Source organism: Mycobacterium colombiense CECT 3035 (assembly GCF_002105755.1).
GTDB lineage: Bacteria > Actinomycetota > Actinomycetes > Mycobacteriales > Mycobacteriaceae > Mycobacterium > Mycobacterium colombiense.
Window position 1 is genome coordinate 2,073,336 of record NZ_CP020821.1, and the last position, 21,352, is coordinate 2,094,687.

Here is a 21,352-nt window from a genome sequence, read left to right on the forward strand (position 1 = left end):
CCGCACACGGTCACACGTCTCCATGGTTGAAGATGGTGTAAGTGTGCCCTGTGACTCGGCGTTTTGTGTCTCGAGTCGGTCACGTTACGACGACGCTACGGTCGCGACGTGTGAAAACGCGGTAATTGTTTTGTGCCGCAAGTGGGTAGCGACGAATTGACGCCCGCGCAGACCCCCTGTTACTCCGCGGCGAGCGCCTGGATCAAACTCTTGGGCCGGATGTCCGACCAGTTCTGTTCCACGTACTGCAGGCAGTCCGCGCGGCCGGCCTCACCGAACGCCACCCGCCAGCCGGCCGGTGTGTCAGCGAAGGCCGGCCACAGGCTGTGCTGGTCCTCGTCGTTGACCAGCACTACGAAGGTCGCGTTGTCGTCGTCAAAGGGGTTGGCGCTCATCGTGTCTCCTTCTCACGGGATACTTGGACGGGCTGACGGTGGATCCCAACACCCGGTCGGATAGCAGTCCAAGGCAGCTCAGGTTCGGAAACCCGGGGCCCTGGGTGAGTCCTGACAGGTTCGGCAGGAACAACTTCGGTGTCACGTCGGTGACGGCCAGGTCATAACCTATCGCCTCCTGCAGCCGTTCCGAAGTCAGGGGCCCGCCCAGACCGAGTTCCAGCAGATCGAGCGCGTCTTGGCTGAATAGCGGTGCGAACCAGAGCGAGTCGGCGCCGGAGCCATCGATGACGAGATCGAACCCGTGTACCGTCTCCAGATTCTCGCTGCCGCGGTTGGTGGACAGCGTCAACCGGATCTGCCCCTCCTTGCCCACCGCGTGGGCGACGCGGCCACGCAGGTGGTGGATGCGATCGTCGGCCAGCAACGCTTCCTGCACGTTGGACGAAAACACCCCGCGGTCGGTGCGGGCCAACGCGTCGCGGCGTTCGGCAAGCGTGAGGGCGGGCCAGTTGGTGGGATCGGAGAACAGCGAGTTCTCGAAGAATCCCTCGCCGCGGGTGAACAATGTGGCCTGCGGCGAAATCACGGTGATGCTGGAAACCCGGTGCCGGAACAGCTCATAGAGCATCGCCGCCGCCGTCTCGCCGCCGCCGACCACCGCGACGCGCTCCGCATTGATCCGGTCGTGGTTGGCGGCGCGGTCCCAGAACTGGGCGATCGACAGCATGCGGGGATTGCCGGGAAGCAAGGACTTTTCGGCCTGACCGGGGCCGGTGATCATCAACGCATCGGCGTGCACGGTGGTCTCGTGCGTGTGCAGCGCCCAGCGGTCGCCGGTGATCGCCAATCGTTCGACGTCACCGTGCACGACGCTCATGCCGACGTGGTGCGCGACCCAATTCAGGTACTGGCTCCACCGGCGATGCGTCGGCGCCGGCCTGCCGCGGTCGATCCACTCGGCGAACGACGCCGTCGCGATCAGATAGGACTGCCAGCTGTAGCGGGTCATCCGCTCATCGAGCTCGGCGTTACGGCGCGGCACCAGCGCCGAGCGGTACGGAAATCCGACGTCTTTTTCCGGGCTGGTGCCGAGCCGGTGCGCGCCGTCGGTCCACCCGCCGCTGGCTTGCCAGTTCGCCGCGACGCCGATCCGCTCCACGGCGACCACGTCGGGAACTTCGACGCCCATTTCGCGCAGCGCGAAGGCCTTGGCCGCCACGGCCACCGCCTTGGCGCCCGCGCCCACGATCGCAAGTGTGCTCATCTCACCATCTCCCGCAGCGAATCGACCCAAAGTTCTTGTAGCACAGTGATATCGGTGTCATCGAGAATGTCGGGCAGGGCACGCCACTGTGCGGCCAGAACCCGCTCCCCGTCATAGGTCAGCACCATCGCGGCGATGGTCAGCTCGTGGCGCACCGCCAGGTCCGGCTCCGGCACCGGCGATGACCCGGCGAGCAGCTCGCGCTCGAGCCGCAGTCCGCTGCCGCCGTCGGTGTGCGCGGCGCCGAGATAATTCAGCAGCAGCTGCGGAGGCGCATAACAGGCGAGCCGCTCGGCGGTGTCGTCCCGTAGGTAGCGCAGCAACCCGTAGTCGAGTCCGTCGCCGGGGATGGCCGCCAACTCCTCCCCCACCTGGCGCGGATCCGTCGAACCGAGCCGCACCGGGTAGATCGAGCTGAGCAACCCGACCGTGTCACCGGTATCGATCGTGTGCGCGCCCGGCCCGTCCACCAAACTGTCGGCGCGGCCGTGTGTTTCGAGTGCCAGCAGCGGGGGTGGGGTGGCCTGGCCGCGCATCTGGCGCCAGCGCGTCACCGTCGCGGCGGTCGCGGCCACCAGCAGCGTGGGGAGCGGTAACCCCGGCTCCAGCAGCCGACGGGTGACGTCGGCGTCGGTGGCGGCGTTGCGGACGATCAGGTCGCGAGCGCGATCACGGCTTGGGTCGACGCGGCGGGCACCGAGGTCGGGATCGCCGCCGTCCAATTGGGACGCCCAGAATTGCACCGTGTCCAACCGGTGCGCCCGGGCGGTGAGCGCGTCGCCCCAGCGCCGATAGCTGGTGTGTTCGCGGACCGGCGCCGGCGAGTGGCCGGTGGCCGCGGCCGTCAGGGCGGCACCGAGTTCACCGAGGACCACCCGCCACGACGCGGGATCCAGCGCGACGACGTGCGCCGCGAGCAGCAGCACGCTCTCCCCCGCGGGCGGCCGCAACCACACCGCGGACAGCAGCGTTCCGCGCTCGGGGTCCAGGCGGTCGACTGCCTGGGCGACGTGTGCGGGTACCACCGCGGCCAGATCACCGGCCACCGCAACCTCTTTGACGACGTCGACGATGTCGGCGGCGGGCACCGGCACCAGGGTCATGGTGGAGCGGTCCACCTGGGTGCGCAGCACCTCGTGGCCCTCGACGATGCTTGCCAAGGCCGCGTCCAGCTGCTCCCGGCGCAGCGTCTCGGGCAGCCGGATGGCCTCGGTCTGAGCCAGGCGGCGTGGGTCGCCGAATTCGTAGAGCCATCGGCCGTTGGGCAGCAACGGCATTGGTCCGGATCCGGTGTCCGCGTGCCGGGCGGCGGCGGTGGCCTCCGAGTCGATCGCCTCGGCCAGTTCGCGGACATTGCTGCACTCGAGGATGAGCCTGGCGCGCAACGCAATTCCGCGTGCGCGGGCCGCCTGTACCACAGACAACGCCATGATGCTGTCCAGGCCCAGCTGCAGGAAGTCCGCGGTCACGTCGATGCGCGGTAGCGCGAGCAGCTCGGCGAGCAGTTCGGCCAGCGCTGACTCGGTGGCGGTCTCCGGCGTCGCCGCGCCGGCTTCGGACTCGGCGTGGTCGAGGGCGGCCAACGCGGTCTCGTCCAGTTTTCCGTTGGGAGTCAACGGGATTTCGTCCAGCAGGACGATGCGCTGCGGAACCATGTAGCGCGGCAGCCGGGTGCTGAGCATGCCCCGCAACTCCGACGGCGTGGGCCGACCGGCCGCCGGGTCGGTGGCGGCGTACGCGGTGAGCCGCGCGACGCCGCGGCGCTGCTGCACCAGCACCCCCGCATGCCGCACGGCCGGGTGCGTTTCGAGGACGGCCGCGATTTCGCCGGGTTCGACCCGGTGGCCGCGGATCTTCACCTGGGCGTCGGCGCGTCCCACGTAGTGCAGTGCGCCGTCAGGCATCCGGCGCACCAGATCGCCGGTGCGATACATCCGTTCGGCCGGCGCGAACGGGTCGGCGACGAAGCGCGCCGCGGTCTCGGGAGCGCGGCCCAGGTAGCCACGGGCCAGCTGGGCGCCGCCCAGATACAGTTCGCCGGTGGCTCCGCACGGCACCGGGCGCAGCGCGGAATCCAGCACATAGCCCCGGGTGTGCCGGGTCGGGCGCCCGATGGCCGGTTCGTCGTGCTCGGCGATGGCGGCGACCACCGCCTCCACCGTGGTCTCGGTGGGTCCGTAGCAGTTGTACGCCGCCATCGACGATGCGCTGCACGTGTCGCGGATCCGGGCCCACGCCGCGCTGCCGAGCGCCTCGCCGCCCAGCGCCAGCACCGCCAGTGGCGCCTCGGTCAACAAGCCGAAAGCCTGCAGTTGGGCGAACATCGACGGGGTGGTGTCGATCATGTCGATGCCGTGCGCGGCGATCAGCGCGACGAGCGCCTCGGCATCGGTCTGGGTCTGCTCGTCGACGACATGCACAGCGTGCCCGTCGAGCAGGCCGACCAGCGGCTGCCACGCGGCGTCGAAGGCGAACGACCAGGCGTGGGCGATGCGCAGTGGCCTGCCGAGTTTTCTTGCCGCGGGCCGCAATACGCGGTCCAGATGATCGTCGGCGTAGGCGCCCACGGCGCCGTGGGTTCCGATGACGCCCTTGGGTTCTCCCGTCGTACCCGAGGTGAACACGACGTACGCGGCCTGCGCGGCTAAGACGTCGACGGGGTGGAAGTCCTCGTCGTTCGGTTCGGCGGCGTCCAGCAGCTGCTCGGTCAGCCGTTCGTCCAATACGATCGACGCGCCCGATTGGCGCAGGATCGAGTCCACCCGTGCGGGCGGCATTCCCGGCTCCATCGGCACGCACATGCCGCCGGCCTTGAGCACGGCGAGTATCGCGATGATGTACTGCGGCCCGCGGGGCAGCCGGATGCCCACCGGCGTCTCGCGCTTGACACCCTGGTGGGCCAGTCGCGCGGCCAGCCGGGTGGAACGAAGATCCAGCTCGCGGTAGCTCAGCGTGCCCCCCGCCCAGCTGACCGCCGGGTTGTCCGGTGTACGGGCCGCGACACCGGCGAACCGGGCATGGATGCTCAACGGCGACAACGGAGTTGCCGCGCCGGTGGCCCGCAGCGGGTCGGCCTCGTCGTCCAGCAGGACGCTGATGTCGCGCAGCGGACGGTCCCAGCCGTGCAGCAGCCTTTCGGCGGTGGTGAGCACCCGCCGCCCGAAGGTCGCGGCGGGAACCGCACCCAGCGCTCCGTCGATCGCCTCGATCAGCACGACCAGCTCGCCGCCTTCCATGTGGGCGGCGAGCGCGATCGGGAAATGCGACAGGGTCTGCAGGGCGGAGGGCCGGAAAGTCGCTCCGCCGGCGGTCAATTCGCCGCCCGCGGTCAGCCCGTCCATCGGGAAGTTCTCGTAGACCAGCAGGGTGTCGAACATCTCCCCGACCCCGCCGAGGGCGCGCAGCTGGGCATGCCCGAGATGGCTGTGCTCGCGCAGCAGGGCCGCGTCGCGCTGCACGGCGCGGCACTGCTCGCCGGCCGTCGCGGCCGGGTCGAGCCGCACCCGCAGCGGCACGGTGTTGATGAACAGGCCGACCATGGTCTCGACGCCGGTCAACTCCGGCGGCCGACCGGAGACCGTCACCCCGAAAACCACATCGCGGGTGTCGGTAAGGCGCGACAGCACCAGCGCCCACGCCATTTGCATCAGGGTGCTGACGGTGATGCCGCGCGATCGGGTGTCCTCGACCAACCGCGCGGTGATGTCGGCCGGCAGTCGCAGCCGGGTGGTGCGCGGCAGCGCCACCTGCTTCCCGTCGGTCGCCTCGATCGACCCCAGCGCGGCGGCCAGCAGGGTGGGGCCCGGCAGTCCGGCCAGGTGCTCGCGCCAGACCCGTTGGCTGGTCTGCGGGTCGCGGCTCGCCAGCCAGCCGATGTAGTCACGGTACGGCCGCGGCGCCGCGGGAAGCGCCGACAGATCACCGCCGGCCTGGTAGAGGATCATCATCTCGTTGACGAACACCGGTAACGACCATCCGTCGATCACGATGTGGTGGGCGGTGAGCACCAAACGCCATCGCGCGCCTGGCAATTCGATCAGCAGGAAGCGGATGGCCGGGCCACGTTCCAGGTCGAACGGTCGTCGGCGTTCGGCGGTTTCCAGCGCCGGCACGCCCTCGGGTGCCGCGGCGACCAGTCGCCAGGGCAGCTCGACGTGGGACGGCACGATCTGTACCGGTCGTGGGATTCCCCGGCTGAAGAAGCTGGCCCGCAGGTTCGGGTGCCGCACCAGCATCTGCTCCGCGCACTCGCGCAGCAGTGCGACATCGAGTTCGCCGGAGATGTCGGCCGCGATCCCGATGACGTACGGGTCGTCCGCCGCGTCACTGTCGGCGAATTCGGCGAGCGTGGTCAGCGAATACAGGCCCTCCTGCAGCGGGCTGAGCGCCATCACGTCCTCGATGTCGGGCGCGACATCGGTTTTGGCGGCGGTCATGTCGTGCCTTCGCGCGACGACGAGAAGAGTTGCGTCACCGCGGCCAGGTCCGAGGGCGACAACCCGGAGGTGCTCATCGGTTCGAAACGGGTGTCGGCCGTTCCCTCGTCCTGTTCGATGACCGCCCCTTCGTCGCCCATTGCATCGAGCGCGGCGGCCAACTGCTGCACCGTCGGGTTCTCGAAGATCATGCGCGGGCTCACGGCCAGGCCGGCCGCCCGGGCCCGCGAGGCGAGCTGCACGGACAGGATGCTGTCGCCGCCGAGGGTGAAGAAGTCGTCGAAGCGACCGACGTCGGGGGTCGCGAGCAGTTCCGCGAACACCGTGGCCAGCGCCCGTTCGGTGTCGGTGCGCGCCGGTTCGGTCAGCCCGCCGGTGCTGACCGACGGAGGCGGCAGGCCGGGTCGATTCAGCTTGCCCGACTCGGTTTTGGGCAGAACGTCGAGCACGGTCAGCGACGACGGCAGCATGTAGCCGGGCAGGGTCGTGGCGATCGCCGCGCGCACCTGCCCCGCGAACGCCGCCTTCGCGGCCTCGTCGGCGAGCGGACGTTGCGGCACAACGTATCCGGCCAGCGAGGTGCCGCCGTGCATCTCCCAGGTGCGGGCCGCCGCGGCGGCGACACCGCCGGCGCCCGCCAGGGCCGCCTCCACCTCGGCCAACTCGACGCGGAAGCCGCGCACCTGTACCTGGTGGTCGGAGCGTCCGACGAACTCGAGCCGGCCGTCCTCGGTCCACCGGGCCAGGTCGCCGCTGCGGTACAACCGCGAACCGGGCTCGGCGCCAAAGGGATTGGCGACGAACCGGGCGGCGGTCAGCCCCGGGCGTTTCCAATATCCTCGAGCGAGCTGGTCACCGGCGTAATACAGCTCGCCCACCACGCCGACCGGCACAGGACGCAGCCCGTCATCGAGCAGGTAGGCCTGCGCCCCGGAACCGGCCTACCGACAAGCGGATTCGGCGGGCCCAGCCGCCCACGGGACACCGCTCCCGACGTCTCGGTGGAACCGATGTTGTTCAGCAGCTCGGTGCCGGCGCCGTCCTGGTCGGCGCACACCGACACCAGGCGCTGCAGCAGCGCCGTGCTCACCGGCTCCCCTCCGCACACCAGCCGCGACAACGCGCGCACGGACTCGGGCCGGCTGTCCACCAGCGCCGAGACCAGGCTGGGCACCGCGGTCACCTGGGCCACCGAATGCCGGCTCATCAAGTCCCCGAGGGCTTCCGGGTCGCGGTGTTCGGCATCGTCGGCCAGGATCATCGTCGCGCCGGCCGCCAGGCCGGCCAGCATCTCCATGCCGCCTTCGAGAAAGGTGATCGAGGCCTGCGCCAGCCGAACGTCATCGGTTCGTGGCGGGTAGTGCCGCAGCTGCCAGCCGAGCCGCGCGGCCATCGAGCGATGCGTTCCCACCGCGCCTTTCGGCTTGCCGGTGGACCCGGAGGTGAAGACCAGATACATCGGGTCATCGGGGTGCGGCAGTCGCGCATCCGTCGACAGCGGATCCACGTCGTCGCTGTCGACCACAGCGCATACCTGTGGATCGTCCAGCGAGATCAATTCGACCCCGGGCACCTGCGGCATGGTCTCCACGGCTTCGACCGTCGCGACCACGACCGGAGGTCGCACGTCATCGAGCATGAATTGCTTTCGCGCCGAAGGGTATCCGGGATCGATGGGGAAGTATCCGGCGCCGGCTTTCATGATGGCCACCAGCGCCACCACCAGCTCGATGCCGCGCCGGGTCGACAGTCCGACCAGCGACCCGGGGCCCACCCCGTTCTTGACGAGCAGCGCGGCCAGGTTGTCCGAACGGCGGTGCAGCGCGGGGTAATCGATGTGCTGCGCGCCGCACCGCACCGCGATGCGGTCGGCGCCCAACGCCCGGCTGGGTTCCAGCAGTTCCGGAATGGTGCGCGGCCGGTCGTGCGGCGGCCGCTCGCCGCGGCTCCAGTCCTGCAGAATGTGGTGCTCTTCGGTGGCATCGATCAGGCGGACGTCTCGCAGCGTCTGATCGATGTCCCCGGCGAATTCGGTGAGTACGCGGGCCAGCCAGTCGGCCAGCCGCTCGATGGTGGTCCTCGCGTAAAGCTCGGTGCGGTAGATGACATTGCAGTTGTAGCCGATGTCACCGGAGCCGTCGGTGCCGAAGAAGTTGACGCTCAGATCGGCATGGGCCATGTCGAAGACGGGGTCCAGCGAGGTGCACACCGTGTCCTGCTCGCCACTGCCCGGGGCCGCGGTCTCGATGACCCGGGTGGCAGACAGGTGATCCCGGACGTGCACCACAACCTGGAACAGCGGGTTGCGGGACAGTGAGCGCACCGGGCTGACGCTGTCGACGACGCGGTCGAACGGCAGGTCCTGGTGGGCGTAGGCGGCCAGTGCGGTCTCCCGGGCCCGCTTGAGCAGCTCGCGCAGCGTCGGGTTGCCGTCCATGTCGTTGCGCAGCACCAGAATGTTGACGAAGAATCCGATCAACTGGTCCAGCTCGGCCTCGGTGCGCCCGGCCACCGGCGTGCCCAGCGGAATGTCTGTTCCCCCACCGGCTTTGTGCAAGACCACGGCGACGGCCGTTTGCAGCAGCATGAATTCGGTGATGCCGAGCTCGCGACACAGCTCGCCGAGCTTGGCACGGGTGGCCGAGTCGATCTGGAAGTCGACGGACTCCCCTTCGCCGCTGGGCACCGGTTGGCGGGGAAAGTCCGGGCGCAGACCGGTGTCCTCCGGCATCCCGGCCAGCTGACGGGTCCAGTACTCCCGCTGGTCGGCGGCGATGGCGGATTCCTGGCCGCTCGCTTCGGAATCCAGGCCCAGGAACGTGCGCTGCCACGCCGCATAGTCGGCGTATTGCACACGAAGCGGCGCCCAGGATGGCGCCTCTCCGCCACGCCGGGCCCGGTAGGCCGTCATGACGTCGGAGAACAGCACGCCCGCCGACCAATGGTCGGAGGCGATGTGGTGCACGACCAGCGACAGCACGTGCTCGGCTGTGTTCGCGATGCGCAGCACCGCGACCCGGATCGGCAGTTCAGCGTCCAGTTCGAAGCAGTGGCACCGCTCGACGTCGAGCTGCCGCTGCAGCCAGGCGTCGTCGGGTCCCTCCTCGCGGCGCACCGGAACCGCGACGCCGGCCGGTTCAACGACCTGATAGGGCACGCCGTCCAGCTCGACGTAGCTGGTGCGCAGGATTTCGTGCCGGGCAACGACATCGCCGACGGCGGCGATCAACGTATCGATGTCCCACGGTCCGGTCAGCCTGGCCGCAAACGGAATGTTGTTGACCCGGCTGGGGCCGTCCACGCGGTAGGCGAACCAGCTGCGCAGCTGCGACGCCGAGAGCGGCATGGGTTCGTCGTGCGCCGTGGTGATCAACCTGGGCCGCGAGGGCGTCAGTGCGCCCGCACTCAGTTGGTCGATCCGCTCGGCCAACGCCCCGACCGTCGCGAGTTCGAACACGTCGCGGATGCCGATCTCCACGCCGCACTCCGCGCGGATCGCGGTGACCAGCTTGGTGGCGACCAGCGAGTGGCCGCCCAGTTCGAAGAACGAGTCGTCGACGCCCACGCGTTCGTGGCCGAGCAAACCGGAAAACAGTTGCGCGATGCGCCGTTCGGTGGGCGTGGTGGGGTCGCGGTACTCGGTGCCCGCCGCGATCTGGGGTTGTGGCAGCGCGGCGCGGTCGATCTTCTGGTGCGCGGTGATCGGGATCTCCTCGAGCACCACGTAAGCGGCCGGGGTCATGTAGTCGGGCAGCGCGGCGGCCACCCGGGCCCGGATGCGCTCCACCTCAACGGTTTCCGTGCCCGCGCCCTGAGCCGGCGTCACGTATCCGACCAGGCTCTTGCCCAACTGGGGCAGGTCCATGGCCAGCACGACCGCCTGCCCGACGCTGGGGTCGACCGAGATGGCGGCCGCGATCTCGCCCAGCTCGATGCGGAAACCGCGGATCTTCACCTGCTCGTCGGCGCGACCGACGAACTCGATGTCGCCGTTGGCGTTGCGGCGGGCCAGATCACCGGAGCGGTACATCCGGCCACCGGGCGTGAACGGGTCGGCGACGAACCGCTCGGCCGTCAACTGCGGCCTGCGGTGATAGCCGTGCGCGACATGTGTTCCGGCGATATAGATCTCGCCGATCACGCCCACGGGCACCGGCTGCAGCGCGTTGTCGAGCAGATAGACCTGCGTGTTGATCTTGGGCCGGCCGATCGGCACCACCCGGGTGCCCTGAGCACCTTCGACCGGGTAGCTGGTGCAGTTCACCACCGTCTCGGTCGGTCCGTAGAAGTTGTGCAGCGACGCGTCGAAGGTGGCGTGGAACTTGTCGGCGATCTCGCCGGGCAGCGCCTCCCCGCCGATGGGCACGCGCCGCAGGGTCCGCCACTGGCTGACGCCGGGCAACGACAGGAACAGTCCCAGCAGCGACGGCACGAAGTGCATCGAGGTGATGCCCTCGCGGGCCAGTAAGTCAGTGAGGTAGCCGATGTCGCGCAGGCCGTCGGGCCGCGGAATCACCAAGCGTGCGCCCATGATCAGCGTGCCGAAAATCTCGCCCATCGACACGTCGAAGCTGGGCGAGGCGACCTGCAGCAGCCGATCGGTGTCGTCGATGCGGTATTCGTCGCCGAACCAGACGAAGTACTCGGCGATGGGTGCGTGCGGCACCGGCACGCCCTTGGGCAGCCCGGTGGAACCCGAGGTGTAGATCAGGTAGGCGGTGTTGTGCGGGCTCAGCGGTCGGATCAGCGCGGTGGGCGCGCTCGCCGGATAGCGCGCCGCATCGGTAACCGGTTCGCGCAGCACCAGTTTCGCGTCCGCGTCCTCGAGAATGAAGCTCAGCCGGTCTTGCGGGTAGGTGGGATCCACCGGCAGGTAGACGCCGCCCGCTTTGAGCACCCCGAGCGCGGTGATGACCAGTTCGGGGGACTTGTCCAGCAGCACCGCGACGCGATCCTCGGTGCCGATTCCCTGCTCGATCAGCCAGTGCGCCAACCGGTTCGACTCTTCGTCGATTTCCCGGTAGGGGTAGGCGCGCCCCTCGTACACCACGGCGACGGCCTCGGGCGTCAGCCTTGCCCGGCGGCTGACCAGCGCGGGCAACGTGCTGGCCGGGGTGACGAATTTCTCGCCGGTCGACACCGCGCGCAACCACTCGGCGTCGTCATCGCTCATCAAGGCGCACGCCGAGATGTTCGCGTCGGGGTCGGACAGCAGGCCGTCCAGCAAGGCGGCGTAGTGGCGCAGCAGTTGCTCGACCAACTGCTGATCCATCACCTCGACCAGGTACTCGGCCTCGACCAAGCCGGCTCCGGAGCCGTCCGGGGTCCGGTCCAGCTCGACCATCAGGCTCAACGGCAATTGGTTGAAATGGCCGCGCAATTCGCCGCGCTCGCACCGCACGCCCGGCGGGCAGAAGCCGGCGCCGTCGGGCTCGCGTTGTCCGAAGCTCACCCGGGTCATCCGGTCCGCGCCATGCCGGCGATCGGGATTCGACTCGCGCACCAGCCAGTCCAGGTCCGCGCGCGAATGAGCGAAGGCGCCCACCGCGTCCTCCCGGGTTTCGGCCAGCAACTCGCGGAACGTCTGGTGCGGGCGCGGCCGCAGCCGGATCACCACGGTGTTGCCGTAATACCCGATGACATCCTCGGTGCCGAGGCCGCGGTTGAGCACCGGGGCCGCCACCAGGAAGTCGGTCGACTGCGTGTACCGGTGCACCAGCGCGGCGAACGCGGCCATCAACACCATGTACGGCGTGGCGCCCGTCTCGCGGGCCAGCGCCGCCGTCCGCGCGACGGTGTCCGCCGACAACTGCGCGACGGCGCGCTGCGCGCGCCAGGCGGTGGGCACCACCGAACCGTTGGGCCCGGGCAGCTCGAGGGGCTCCGGGAGGTCGGCCATCCGCGGTCGCCAATAGTCCAGGTCCGCCTGACGAATGGCGGTCGCATCCGCGGCAGTGTCCCTGCGCACCTCGCCGTGCGCGAAACCGGCGGGGTCGGTGTATGCGCGGGTCAGGTCGGCGAAGAAGGGCGCCCACGAGCCGTCGTCCCAGGCGATGTGGTGCGCGGTGATCAGCAGCATCAGTTCGTCGTCGGCCAGTCGCGCCACCGTGACCCGCAGCGGTGAATCTTTGCTCAGGTCGAATGGCCGGCGAAAGTCTCGCTGCGCCAGCACATCCAGTCGTAGCCGGCGCGCCTGGTCGGCCAACCGGGCCAGGTCGTGTTCGGCCCATTCGGGCCGCAGGTCCGCGCGCATCACCGGGTGCGGGTCGCCCTCGCCGTCGGTGGCGTAGGTCGTATGGAGCACCGGGTGTCGCGCGGCGACGGCGTCGACCGCGCGGTGCAACCGCGCGATGTCGACGGTGCCGGATAGACGGTAGGAAACGCAGATGTTGAGCAGCGCGCTGTCGGGATCGACGGACTGCACGAACCACATCCGGTGCTGGCCGACCGACATGCGTGGCTGGTCGTCGGTGGCGACGCTCGAAGCGGCCGTCGCCTTGGCCAGGCCGCGCTCGGCGAGCTTGCGGCGCAGCAGTTCCAGCCGCTCATCGTCCAGACGGGTGCTGACGCCGGTGGTGTCTGTCACGCTAGGTGTCCAACCTTTCTAGCATCGCGAGCGTTGATTGGTGCGCACCATTGGCGGCTCCGGTGCGCTCGAAGGACGGCGGCGCCGCCGGGGCGCCGGTTGAGTCGGCACACAGCGCGTCGATCAGCTCGGCCATCGTGATGCCGCCGAGCATGCGGGAGACCGGAACCGAGTTGCCCACGGTGCGGCGCAGCCGCTTACGTAAATCGAGTGCGAGCAACGAGTCCACGCCCAGGTCGATCAGCGGCGTGCCCGGGTCGATCGCCGGCGAGTCCCCCAGGTGCAATGTCGCGGCCAATTCGGCTCGCACGATGTCGGCGAGGGGCTTCGCCGCCGCACCCTCGCGGTCCCCGGCGTCGTCCGCGCGTGTCACGGCGAATGGCATTGGCATGCCCTGGCTTTCGAAGAACACCTGCAGCCGCTCGAAGTCCGCGTCGAAAATCAGTGGATCGCCCTCGTAGCGATACAGGCTGGCCTCGATGGCCCGTTGCGGCTCCATCGCCACCAGGCCGGAGCGCTCGGTGCGGGTGATCTCGTTACCCACCACCACCCCGGCGCCGTGCCACAGGCCCCACCGGATCGCCGTGCAGTCGCGGCCCGTAGCGCGCAGCTGGGCGGCCAACACGTCGAGCATCCGGTTGGACGCCGCGTACGCCGCGTGGGTGTAGCCGCCCCAGACGCCGAATACCGAGGAGCAGGCCAGGATCCGGCAGTCCGGCCGCAGCGGCCACACGTCGGCCAGCATCGCCAGTCCGCGGACCTTGGCCGCGCAGACCGCCGCCACATCCGAGCCGGTGAGTTCCGCGCGCGAACGGGCCTGGGCGATGCCCGCGGTGTGGATCAGCAGCGACGCGCCCGCTGGATGCTCGGCGGCGACGGCGGCCAGCGCGGCGCGATCGGTGATATCGCACTGCGGCGCCCGCACTTCGGCGCGGTACCGGTCGGCGAGCTGCCGCAGCACTGTCGGGTCGACGCCGTTGCGGCTCAACAGGGTGACGGCCCGGGCGCCGCGTTCCAGGCAGTACCGGGCGTACTGCAGGCCGATGGCCCCGCTGCCGCCGGTGATCACCACGTCGGCCATGGCGGCGGCATCGAGGGGCCGCGGGGTCGCCGGTACGCGAGACGCGCGGAACGTCCGGAGGTGGCGTCGCGGTGATTCGTTGCCCCGCAACGCGACCTCGGCCGGCTCGCCGAGCAGCACCTCGACGACGGCTTGTGCCGTGGCGGCGTCGACATCGCGGCGCGCGAGGTCCAGATGCCCGAATGCCTGGTCCGGGAACTCGAAGCCGACGCTGCGGTGCATGCCCGCCAGCGCCGCCTGTGCCGGAGAGACGCTGGCGTCATGGCCGTCGACCTGTTCTGCACCAACGGTGAGCAACCAGACGGCGCGGCATCGCGGCCCGATGAGCGCGGGGTAATCGGCTAGGCCCGCATCGGGCCGGCCGGCGATCTGCTCGATCGCGGCGGTGGCGTCGAGCTGATCGAGTTCCGGGGCGATCACCACGAGGACTTCCGCCTCACTCGGTGACACCAGTCGGCAGCCGTCCTGTGCCGCAACGGCATCGACGAGCCGCTGCGTCGGTGCGCCCTCGCCGAAGAAGCCGACGTCCACGGGGCTCGCGCTCGGTGTGATCGGCTCCGCCGCCGGCTGCCAGTCCTCGACGGCGACGGTGAGCGCCGGTGTCGGCGCCGGTTCGTTTGGTTGTTCGGGTGCCGCCCACAGGTGCACCGCCCGCATCGGCGCGTTCGGGAATCCCCGCAGCGCCGCCCGGTCGGCCATCGGGAGCGCGTCGGCCCACCGGCAGCCGGGGTCAGCGGCCGCGACGGCGACGATGCTCGCGGACAGCGAATCGGTGATGGGTCGGTCGCGATGCCCCGAGCCGACGATGACTATCGACTCGTCGTCGACGATGTCGCCCAGCGGGTAGAGCAAGGACGGGTGGGCGGAGAGCTCCACGAAGGTGTCGGCCCCGCGGGCGCGGGCATGTTGCACTGCGAGGTCGAATCGCACGGTGCCACAGAGGTTTTCATACCAGTAGGCAGAGAAGTCGGTGCCATCGCCCAGTTCGGTGCCCAGCGTGGAGCCGATGAACCGCACCGGGCCGTCCCGGAACACCGACTTCGGCGTCAGCGCGGCCAGAGCCGCCCGCAACGGTCGTAGCGCACTGGTGTGACCGGGATAGTCCACGGACAGTTGTTGGCTGAAGATCCCGCGCTGTTGGGCCAGCGCCGCCGCGGCGGCCACCGCCTCGTGATCGCCGGCGACCACGGTCGACGACGGCCCGTTGACCGCCGAGACCTCCAACCAGCCGGGTGTGTCGGCCAGCAGCGCTTCCGCGATGTCGAGGCCGGTGCCGAGGACCGCCATCGCGTAGCGGCCGGTCAGCTGGTCGACGACGCTGGCGCGGGCCACCACCAGGGCGACCGCGTCCGGCAGCGAGATCGCTTCCGCCACATAGGCCGCCGCCACCTCGCCGAGGCTGTGCCCGATGGTCATGTCGGGCAGCAACCCACAGGATCGCCACGCTTCGGCCAGGCTCACCGCGTGGGTGAACTGTGCACCCTGGATCTCGGGGCGCGACCAGACGCGCTCCCCGTCCCCGACCAGATAGGGCAGCGGAGAAGGGAATCCGCCGGATGTGAACGCCTGCGCGCAGCGGTCGGCCGCCTCGCGGTAGGCCGGCAGCCGCCGGTAGGCCTCGGCGCCCATCGCCTGCCACTGGTTGCCCTGGCCCGGGAAGACGAACGCGATGCGCGGCGGTGTCGTCTTGGCGGAGCGCGAGACCAGCTGGTGTTCGTCGCCGCGCGCGATCGCGGACAGCGCCGCCACGAGTTCGGTGCGGTCGGCGGCTCGCAGCACCGCGCGGTGGCGTCGCATCCGTCGCAACCGCAGCAGGGTGGAGGCGACCGCGGCGGTCGGGTCCGCCGAGTCGTCGATGCGGCCCACGTAGTCGGCGATCGCCGCGGCGTCCCGGCGGATCAGCTCGGGGTCGTGCGCGCTGAGCGTCACCGGGACGCGCCCGTCCGGCAGCCCATGGGTAAGCATCATGCGACCTCGGGGACGGAGACGATCAGGTGTGCATTGGTGCCGGCGATCCCGAAGGCGGACGCCGCGGCGGTGCGCTGCCCCTCGATGGCCGGCCACGGCGTCAAGGTCTGCGCCAGCCGCAAACCCTGTTTCTCCCAATCGATTTCGGGGCTGGCGTCGCCAGCGTGCAATGTGGGCGGCACGGCGCCGCGTTCGGCGGAGACCAGCACCTTGGCCAGGCCCAGCGCACCCGCGGCGGCCAGCGAGTGGCCCACGTTGGACTTCACCGAGCCCAGCAGTGCACCGGAGCCGGGTTCGGTATCGCCGTAGGTCTGGGCCAGCGAGCGCAACTCGGTCCGGTCGCCGAGCCGGGTGCCCGTGCCGTGCCCCTCGATCATCCCCACCTCGTCGGGCTTGATCCCGGCCTGGCTGATGGCCCGCTGGAACAGCCGCACCTGGGCATCGCCGCTGGGCGCGCTCAGACCGGCGCTGCGCCCGTCCTGATTCATGGCGCTGGCCCGCACCTCGGCGAGGATCTGACGGCCGGCCCGCAGCGCCGCCGACTTCCGTTGCAGCACAAACATCGCCGCTCCCTCGGCCCACACGGTTCCGCTGGCCTGCGCGCTGTAGGGGCGGCAGTATCCGTCGTCGGAGAGCGCGTGTTGTTTCGAGAACTCGACGAAGAAGCCCGGCGAGCCCAGCACGTTGACGCCACCCGCGATGGCCAGATCGCAGTCGTCGTTCTGCAGCGAGCGCACCGCGACATGGAAGGCCACCAGGGCCGACGCGCACGACGAGTCCAGGGTCAGCGCCGGCCCGGTCAATCCCAGGGTGTAGGCGATGCGGCCCGAGATCACGCTGAGCGCGGTGCCGGCCAGCAGATGACCGCTGTGTTCGGAGAACTTGGCCATCTGGGGCCCGTATCCCGTGGCCGAGGCGCCGACGAAACAGCCCACATCGTGCCCGGCCAGGTCGTCGGGATTGATGCCGCTGTTCTCGCACGCACGCCAGGCCACCCGGAGCGCGACCCGCTGCTGCGGATCCATGACGACAGCCTCGCGGGGCGAGATGCCGAAGAACTCGGGATCGAATGTGGTTGCCCCGGTGAGGAAACCGCCTCGGTCGTGGATCTCCTTGAAACCGCTGCGGCGCGAGCCGGCAAGCAGTTCGCGCACCGCCCAACCGCGGTCGGTGGGAAACGGGCCCAGCGCCTCGCGGCCGTGCGCCAGCAGATCCCAATAGTCGTCGGCGGTTTCGATGCCGCCGGGCGCTTCGACGCCCATGCCCACGATCACGACCGGGTCGGCGCGCTGCGCGTCGAACCCGCCCTCAGACATTGGTATCACCCGGCATTCACCTGCGCGGCGATCGCATCGACATGGTCATAGACGTAGAAGTGGCCGCCGTCGTACAGCGACACGGCGAAGGAGCCGGCGGTGTGCCTCTCCCACTGCCGCAGCACGCCGGTGGCGATGCGGTGGTCGTCATGGCCGCCCAGCACGTGAATGTCGGCGCCGACGCGGACGTCGGGGCTGGGCGCATAGCCATTGAAGGCCTGGTAGTCGGCGCGCACCGCGGTGGTCAGCAGTTCGGAGAACTCTTCGTCGGCAAGCAGTTCGGGGTCGGTGCCCCCCAAATCGGCGATATCGGCCAGCAGCCCGTCGTCGCTGGTCGGCAGGTCGGGCATGTCGGCGACGACGCATGGCGGCGGACCGGCCGACACCCACAGTTTCTGCACGGCCGTGCCGTGCGTTTCGGCGACGCGGGCGAACTCGAAGGCGACGACGGCGCCCATGCTGTGCCCGAACAGCCTCAGCGGCGCAACGCCGGGCCATGGCGCGGCCTGGAAGAGGCTGACGGCCAGGTCGTGCACGCTGTCGTGAGCGGGTTCGCCGAGGCGGTCCGCCCGCTGCGGGTACTGCACGATGTACGTGTCGCCGCCCGCGGCCAGCGCCGCGGCCAGCACCCGATAGCTCGCGGCCGCCGCCCCCGCGTGCGGAAAGACTACGGTGGCACCGGTGGATGGTCCGCCATTGCGGCCCGGGGTCAGTTTGATCCAGGACGGGAACGTGGCAGACACGGCGATCAGATTATTCAAGGTCATTGCGCTATCTACGATTTCGCGGTTTGCTGAGAGGCGGCCAGGACCGATTCGGCGTCCATGCCGATCACTTCGAGGTACAGCTCGGCGACCTGCTCGAGCCGGTCGGGGTCGTTCTCGCCGGCGCTGAGCACGGCGGCCAGCGCGGCCACGGTTCGGTTGGCGAAAACGTCGGCGACCATGATGCCCGGCGCGTCCAGCCAGGCCCGAATCCTCGCCACCGCCTGGGTGGCGAGCACCGAATCGCCGCCGAGGGCGAAGAAGTCGTCGTCGACTCCGACGTTGTCCCGGCCGAGCAGGTCGCCGAGGATCATTGCCAGCGCGGATTCCAACGGGCTCGACGGTGCGCGGTGGCCGGGCCGCTGTGCCTGCGAGACGGCCGCCTCCAATTCGCGTGCGACGGAACGGCGGTCGAGCTTTCCGGCATCGGTGAAACCGATTCGCTCCACCACCGCGATGTGACGCGGGATCATGTGCGCCGGGACCAGGTCGTCAAGACACCGCCGAATCCGCTCGCCGGTCAGGGTCATGTCGTCGGTACACACCTGCGCAGCCAGCACGTCGGATTCCCCGGACCCGGCGATCAGGGCGGCCACCGCGGTCCGCACCCCGGGCACGCGCCGCAACGCGGTCTCGATCTCACCCAGCTCGACCCGATACCCGCTGATCTTGACGCGGTGGTCGGCGCGGCCGACGAATTCGAGGGTGCCGTCCGGCCAATAGCGCACCAGATCGCCGGTGCGGTACCAGAGTCTGCCGCCATGCTCGACGAAGCGCTCCGCGGTGAGATCGGGACGTCCGCGATAGCCGCGCGCGATGCCGCGCCCGGACACCCAATATTCGCCGGGGACCCAGTCGGGGCAGTCGGCGCCGTTGTCGTCGACGACGCGGCAGGCGTTGTTGGGCAGCGGGACGCCGAAGGGCAGGGCGGTCCAGTCCTCCGGTATCGCCTCGGTGACCTCGAAAATGGTGTTGTGCACCGGGGTTTCGGTCGCACCGCCCAGTCCCGCGAAGCGCAGGTTGGGTGCCTCGGCTTGGAGGCGGCGCACCACCTCGGGTCGAACCCAGTCGCCTCCGGTGGGGATCACCCGCACCGAGGACAGCCGCCCGCGGCCGACCTCGATCAGCATCTCCAGCCAGCCGGGCATGAAGTGGAGCACCGTGACCTTGTGCGCGTCGATCAGCCGGGCCCAGGCGTCGGGATCACGGCGCTGTGCCTCGTCGACCACCACGATGGCCCCGCCGGTGCGCAGGGTGACGAACACGTCCATCACCGAGATGTCGCCTTCCAGCGTCGACAGCGCCAGGCATCGATCCGCGGGGCCGATCTCGAAGTGGCGGCCGATGAATTCGACCGTGTTCATGGCCGCGTCGTGGGTGACCTCGACGCCTTTGGGCTCGCCGGTGGAGCCCGAGGTGAACAACACGTAGGCCAGATCGCTGGGATCGACTCGCGCTGAGGAGATTTCGGCGCCGGGACGAATGTTGCCCAGCACGTCGGCGAGGACCAGTTCGGGCACCGGCAAGGACAACGGTTGTCCGCCGCACACCAGGGCAAGGCTCACCGCACCGGTGTCGAGGATCCGCTCGGCGCGATCGCGCGGCTGGTCGACGCCGATCGGCAGGTACACGGCGCCGACGGACAGGATGCCCAGCAACGCCGGAATCTGCTCGGCGGTCTTGGGACCCATCACCGCAACGGTGTCGCCGGCCGCGATGCCGGCGGTGCGCAACGCCGCGGCCACGGCCAGCGCCTGGTCGCGCAGCTGCGCGTAGCTGAGGTCGCCGGAACTCGCGAACACCGCGGGGGCGTCCGGCTGCCGCTCGGCCTGCCGGAAGAACCCGTCGTGCAAGGCTTCCCCGCTGGGTTCGGCGGTGCGGGCGTTGGCCGCCTCGCGCACCCCGCGCTGCGCCTCCGGCAGTGCCGCGGGGCCCGGGGCGTCCCAGGAGTCTTCGGCGTAGGCCAGCTGGAGCAGCTCGTCGATGTGGTAGCCGAACATGGCGTCGATGACGCCCGGTGGGAACATGCCTTCGCGCACATCCCAATTCACCAGGACGCCGCCGTTGAACTCGGTGACCTGCGCGTCGAGCAGCACCTGCGGCCCCTGGGAGATGATCCAGCCGGGGGTGCCGAATTGGTCGGTCACGTTGCGGCCGAACAGTTCTCCAAGCCCGAGTGCGCTGGTGAAAACCACGGGCGCGAGCACCTGGGTACCGCGGTGACGGCTCAGGTCGCGCAGGACCGAGAGCCCGGGATAGGCGGAATGTGCTGCGGCCGTGCGCATCGCGGCCTGCACCACCTGCGCCCGAGCGGCCGCGGTGCGCGCGCCGACGAGATCGATGTCGAGCAGCAGCGAGGAGGTGAAGTCGCCGACCAACGAGTCGACGTCCGGGTGCAGAGGCTGGCGCCCGAACAGCGGGACGTTCAACAGAAAGCGCGAGGTGGTCGACCAACGCGCCAGGGTGTTGGCGAAACCCGCGGCCAACGCCATCGCCGGGGTGATGCCGCGCCGCTGGGCGCGGGCAAACAGCGCATCGCGGGTTTGCGGGTCCAGCCAGTGCCAGCGCCGGGTGCTGTGGTTGCAGCCCCGGGCACCGATCGACGGCAACGCCGGCGGGTCCGGCAGCTCCGGGAGGCGCTGCTCCCACCACGCCCGGTCCGCCTCGCGCGCGGGTTGTGGCTGTGCGGCTTCGGCCTCGACGGCTTGACGGTACTGCCGGTAGGTGTAGTTCAGCTCCGGCAGATCCTGGCCGCCGTAGACGGCCGCCAGATCGGCCATCAGGGTGCGGTAGCTCATCGCATCGGCGGCCTGCATGTCCAAATCGACGTGCAGCCGCGACCGCCCGCCCGGCAGCAGCGTCACGGCCAGTTCGAACACCGCGCCGTCGAGCTGCTGGTGGGATTTGGCGTCGCGGATCGCGGCCAACCGCCGCTCGACGTCGTCGGCGCTCAGCGAGCGCAGATCCTCGACGCTGACCGCGAACTCGCCGCTCTCGTCGGCCGGGGTGATGCGCTGGGTGCCGTCGGGGAGGAATCGGACCCGCAGCATCGGGTGGCGACGCGCGAGCTCGGTGGCCGCCGCGCGTAGCCTCTCGGGGTCGATCGGGCCGCCGTCGAACTCCACGTAGAGGTGCCCGGCGACCCCGCCCAGCTGCTGGTTGTCCTGGCGGCCGACCCACATCGCGTGCTGCATCGGGGCGAGGGGAAACGGCTCGTACGCGCCGGACGGCTCGGCGCCGCCGGGCGCCGCGGCGGGAAGGGCTTGCCGGTCGGTGGCCTGCCCGCCGGCGGAGACCAACCGGGCCCAAGCCTCGACCGTCGGGGTTTCGGCGAGCGTCGCGAAGTCGACGTCGATGCCCTGGCGGCGCCAGCGCCCGGCCAACGTCATGATCCGGATGGAGTCCAGGCCCTGGCCGATGAGGTTGCTACCCGGCTGAACTGCATCGACGTCGACGCCGAGCAATTCGGCCACCTCCGCCCGGATGTCCTCCGAGCGTGCCGAGGCGTGCACCACAGACCCTCCCTGAATTAGCACAGG

General features: G+C 70.0%; 7 protein-coding genes and 1 pseudogene. All 8 read right to left on the bottom strand.

Annotated features, from left to right (window positions below):
* Positions 1-179: 179 nt before the first annotated feature.
* On the bottom strand, positions 180-395 hold the full coding sequence (locus B9D87_RS09550; RefSeq protein ID WP_007770246.1) for an MbtH family protein: 216 nt from the start codon (positions 393-395) through the stop codon (positions 180-182).
* Positions 376-1,662 (bottom strand): NADPH-dependent L-lysine N(6)-monooxygenase MbtG, encoded by a 1,287-nt coding sequence (mbtG, locus tag B9D87_RS09555; RefSeq protein ID WP_007770244.1) that lies wholly within the window; start codon positions 1,660-1,662, stop codon positions 376-378. Before mbtG ends, B9D87_RS09550 begins: the two co-directional genes overlap by 20 nt.
* Positions 1,659-6,098 carry a non-ribosomal peptide synthetase gene (locus tag B9D87_RS09560; RefSeq protein WP_007770242.1) on the bottom strand — a complete coding sequence of 1,480 codons (4,440 nt, stop codon included), beginning with the start codon at positions 6,096-6,098 and terminating at the stop codon, positions 1,659-1,661. Before B9D87_RS09560 ends, mbtG begins: the two co-directional genes overlap by 4 nt.
* Positions 6,095-12,684: pseudogene (locus B9D87_RS09565) on the bottom strand (amino acid adenylation domain-containing protein). The gene B9D87_RS09560 and the pseudogene B9D87_RS09565 overlap by 4 nt, the downstream one beginning before the upstream one ends.
* A 1-nt stretch (position 12,685) precedes the next feature.
* A complete protein-coding gene (gene mbtD / locus B9D87_RS09570; RefSeq protein WP_007770240.1) occupies positions 12,686-15,730 on the bottom strand; it encodes a mycobactin polyketide synthase MbtD in 3,045 nt (1,014 codons plus the stop codon).
* Complete coding sequence (locus B9D87_RS09575; RefSeq protein WP_040629729.1) at positions 15,730-17,058, bottom strand: beta-ketoacyl [acyl carrier protein] synthase domain-containing protein; 1,329 nt, start codon at positions 17,056-17,058, stop codon at positions 15,730-15,732. The genes mbtD and B9D87_RS09575 overlap by 1 nt, the downstream gene beginning before the upstream one ends.
* A complete protein-coding gene (locus tag B9D87_RS09580; protein WP_007770238.1) occupies positions 17,055-17,816 on the bottom strand; it encodes a thioesterase II family protein in 762 nt (253 codons plus the stop codon). The genes B9D87_RS09575 and B9D87_RS09580 overlap by 4 nt, the downstream gene beginning before the upstream one ends.
* An 8-nt stretch (positions 17,817-17,824) precedes the next feature.
* The gene (locus tag B9D87_RS09585) at positions 17,825-21,328 is read right to left on the bottom strand and encodes a non-ribosomal peptide synthetase (RefSeq protein WP_007770237.1); all 3,504 of its coding nucleotides are present in this window, start codon (positions 21,326-21,328) and stop codon (positions 17,825-17,827) included.
* Positions 21,329-21,352 lie beyond the last annotated feature (24 nt).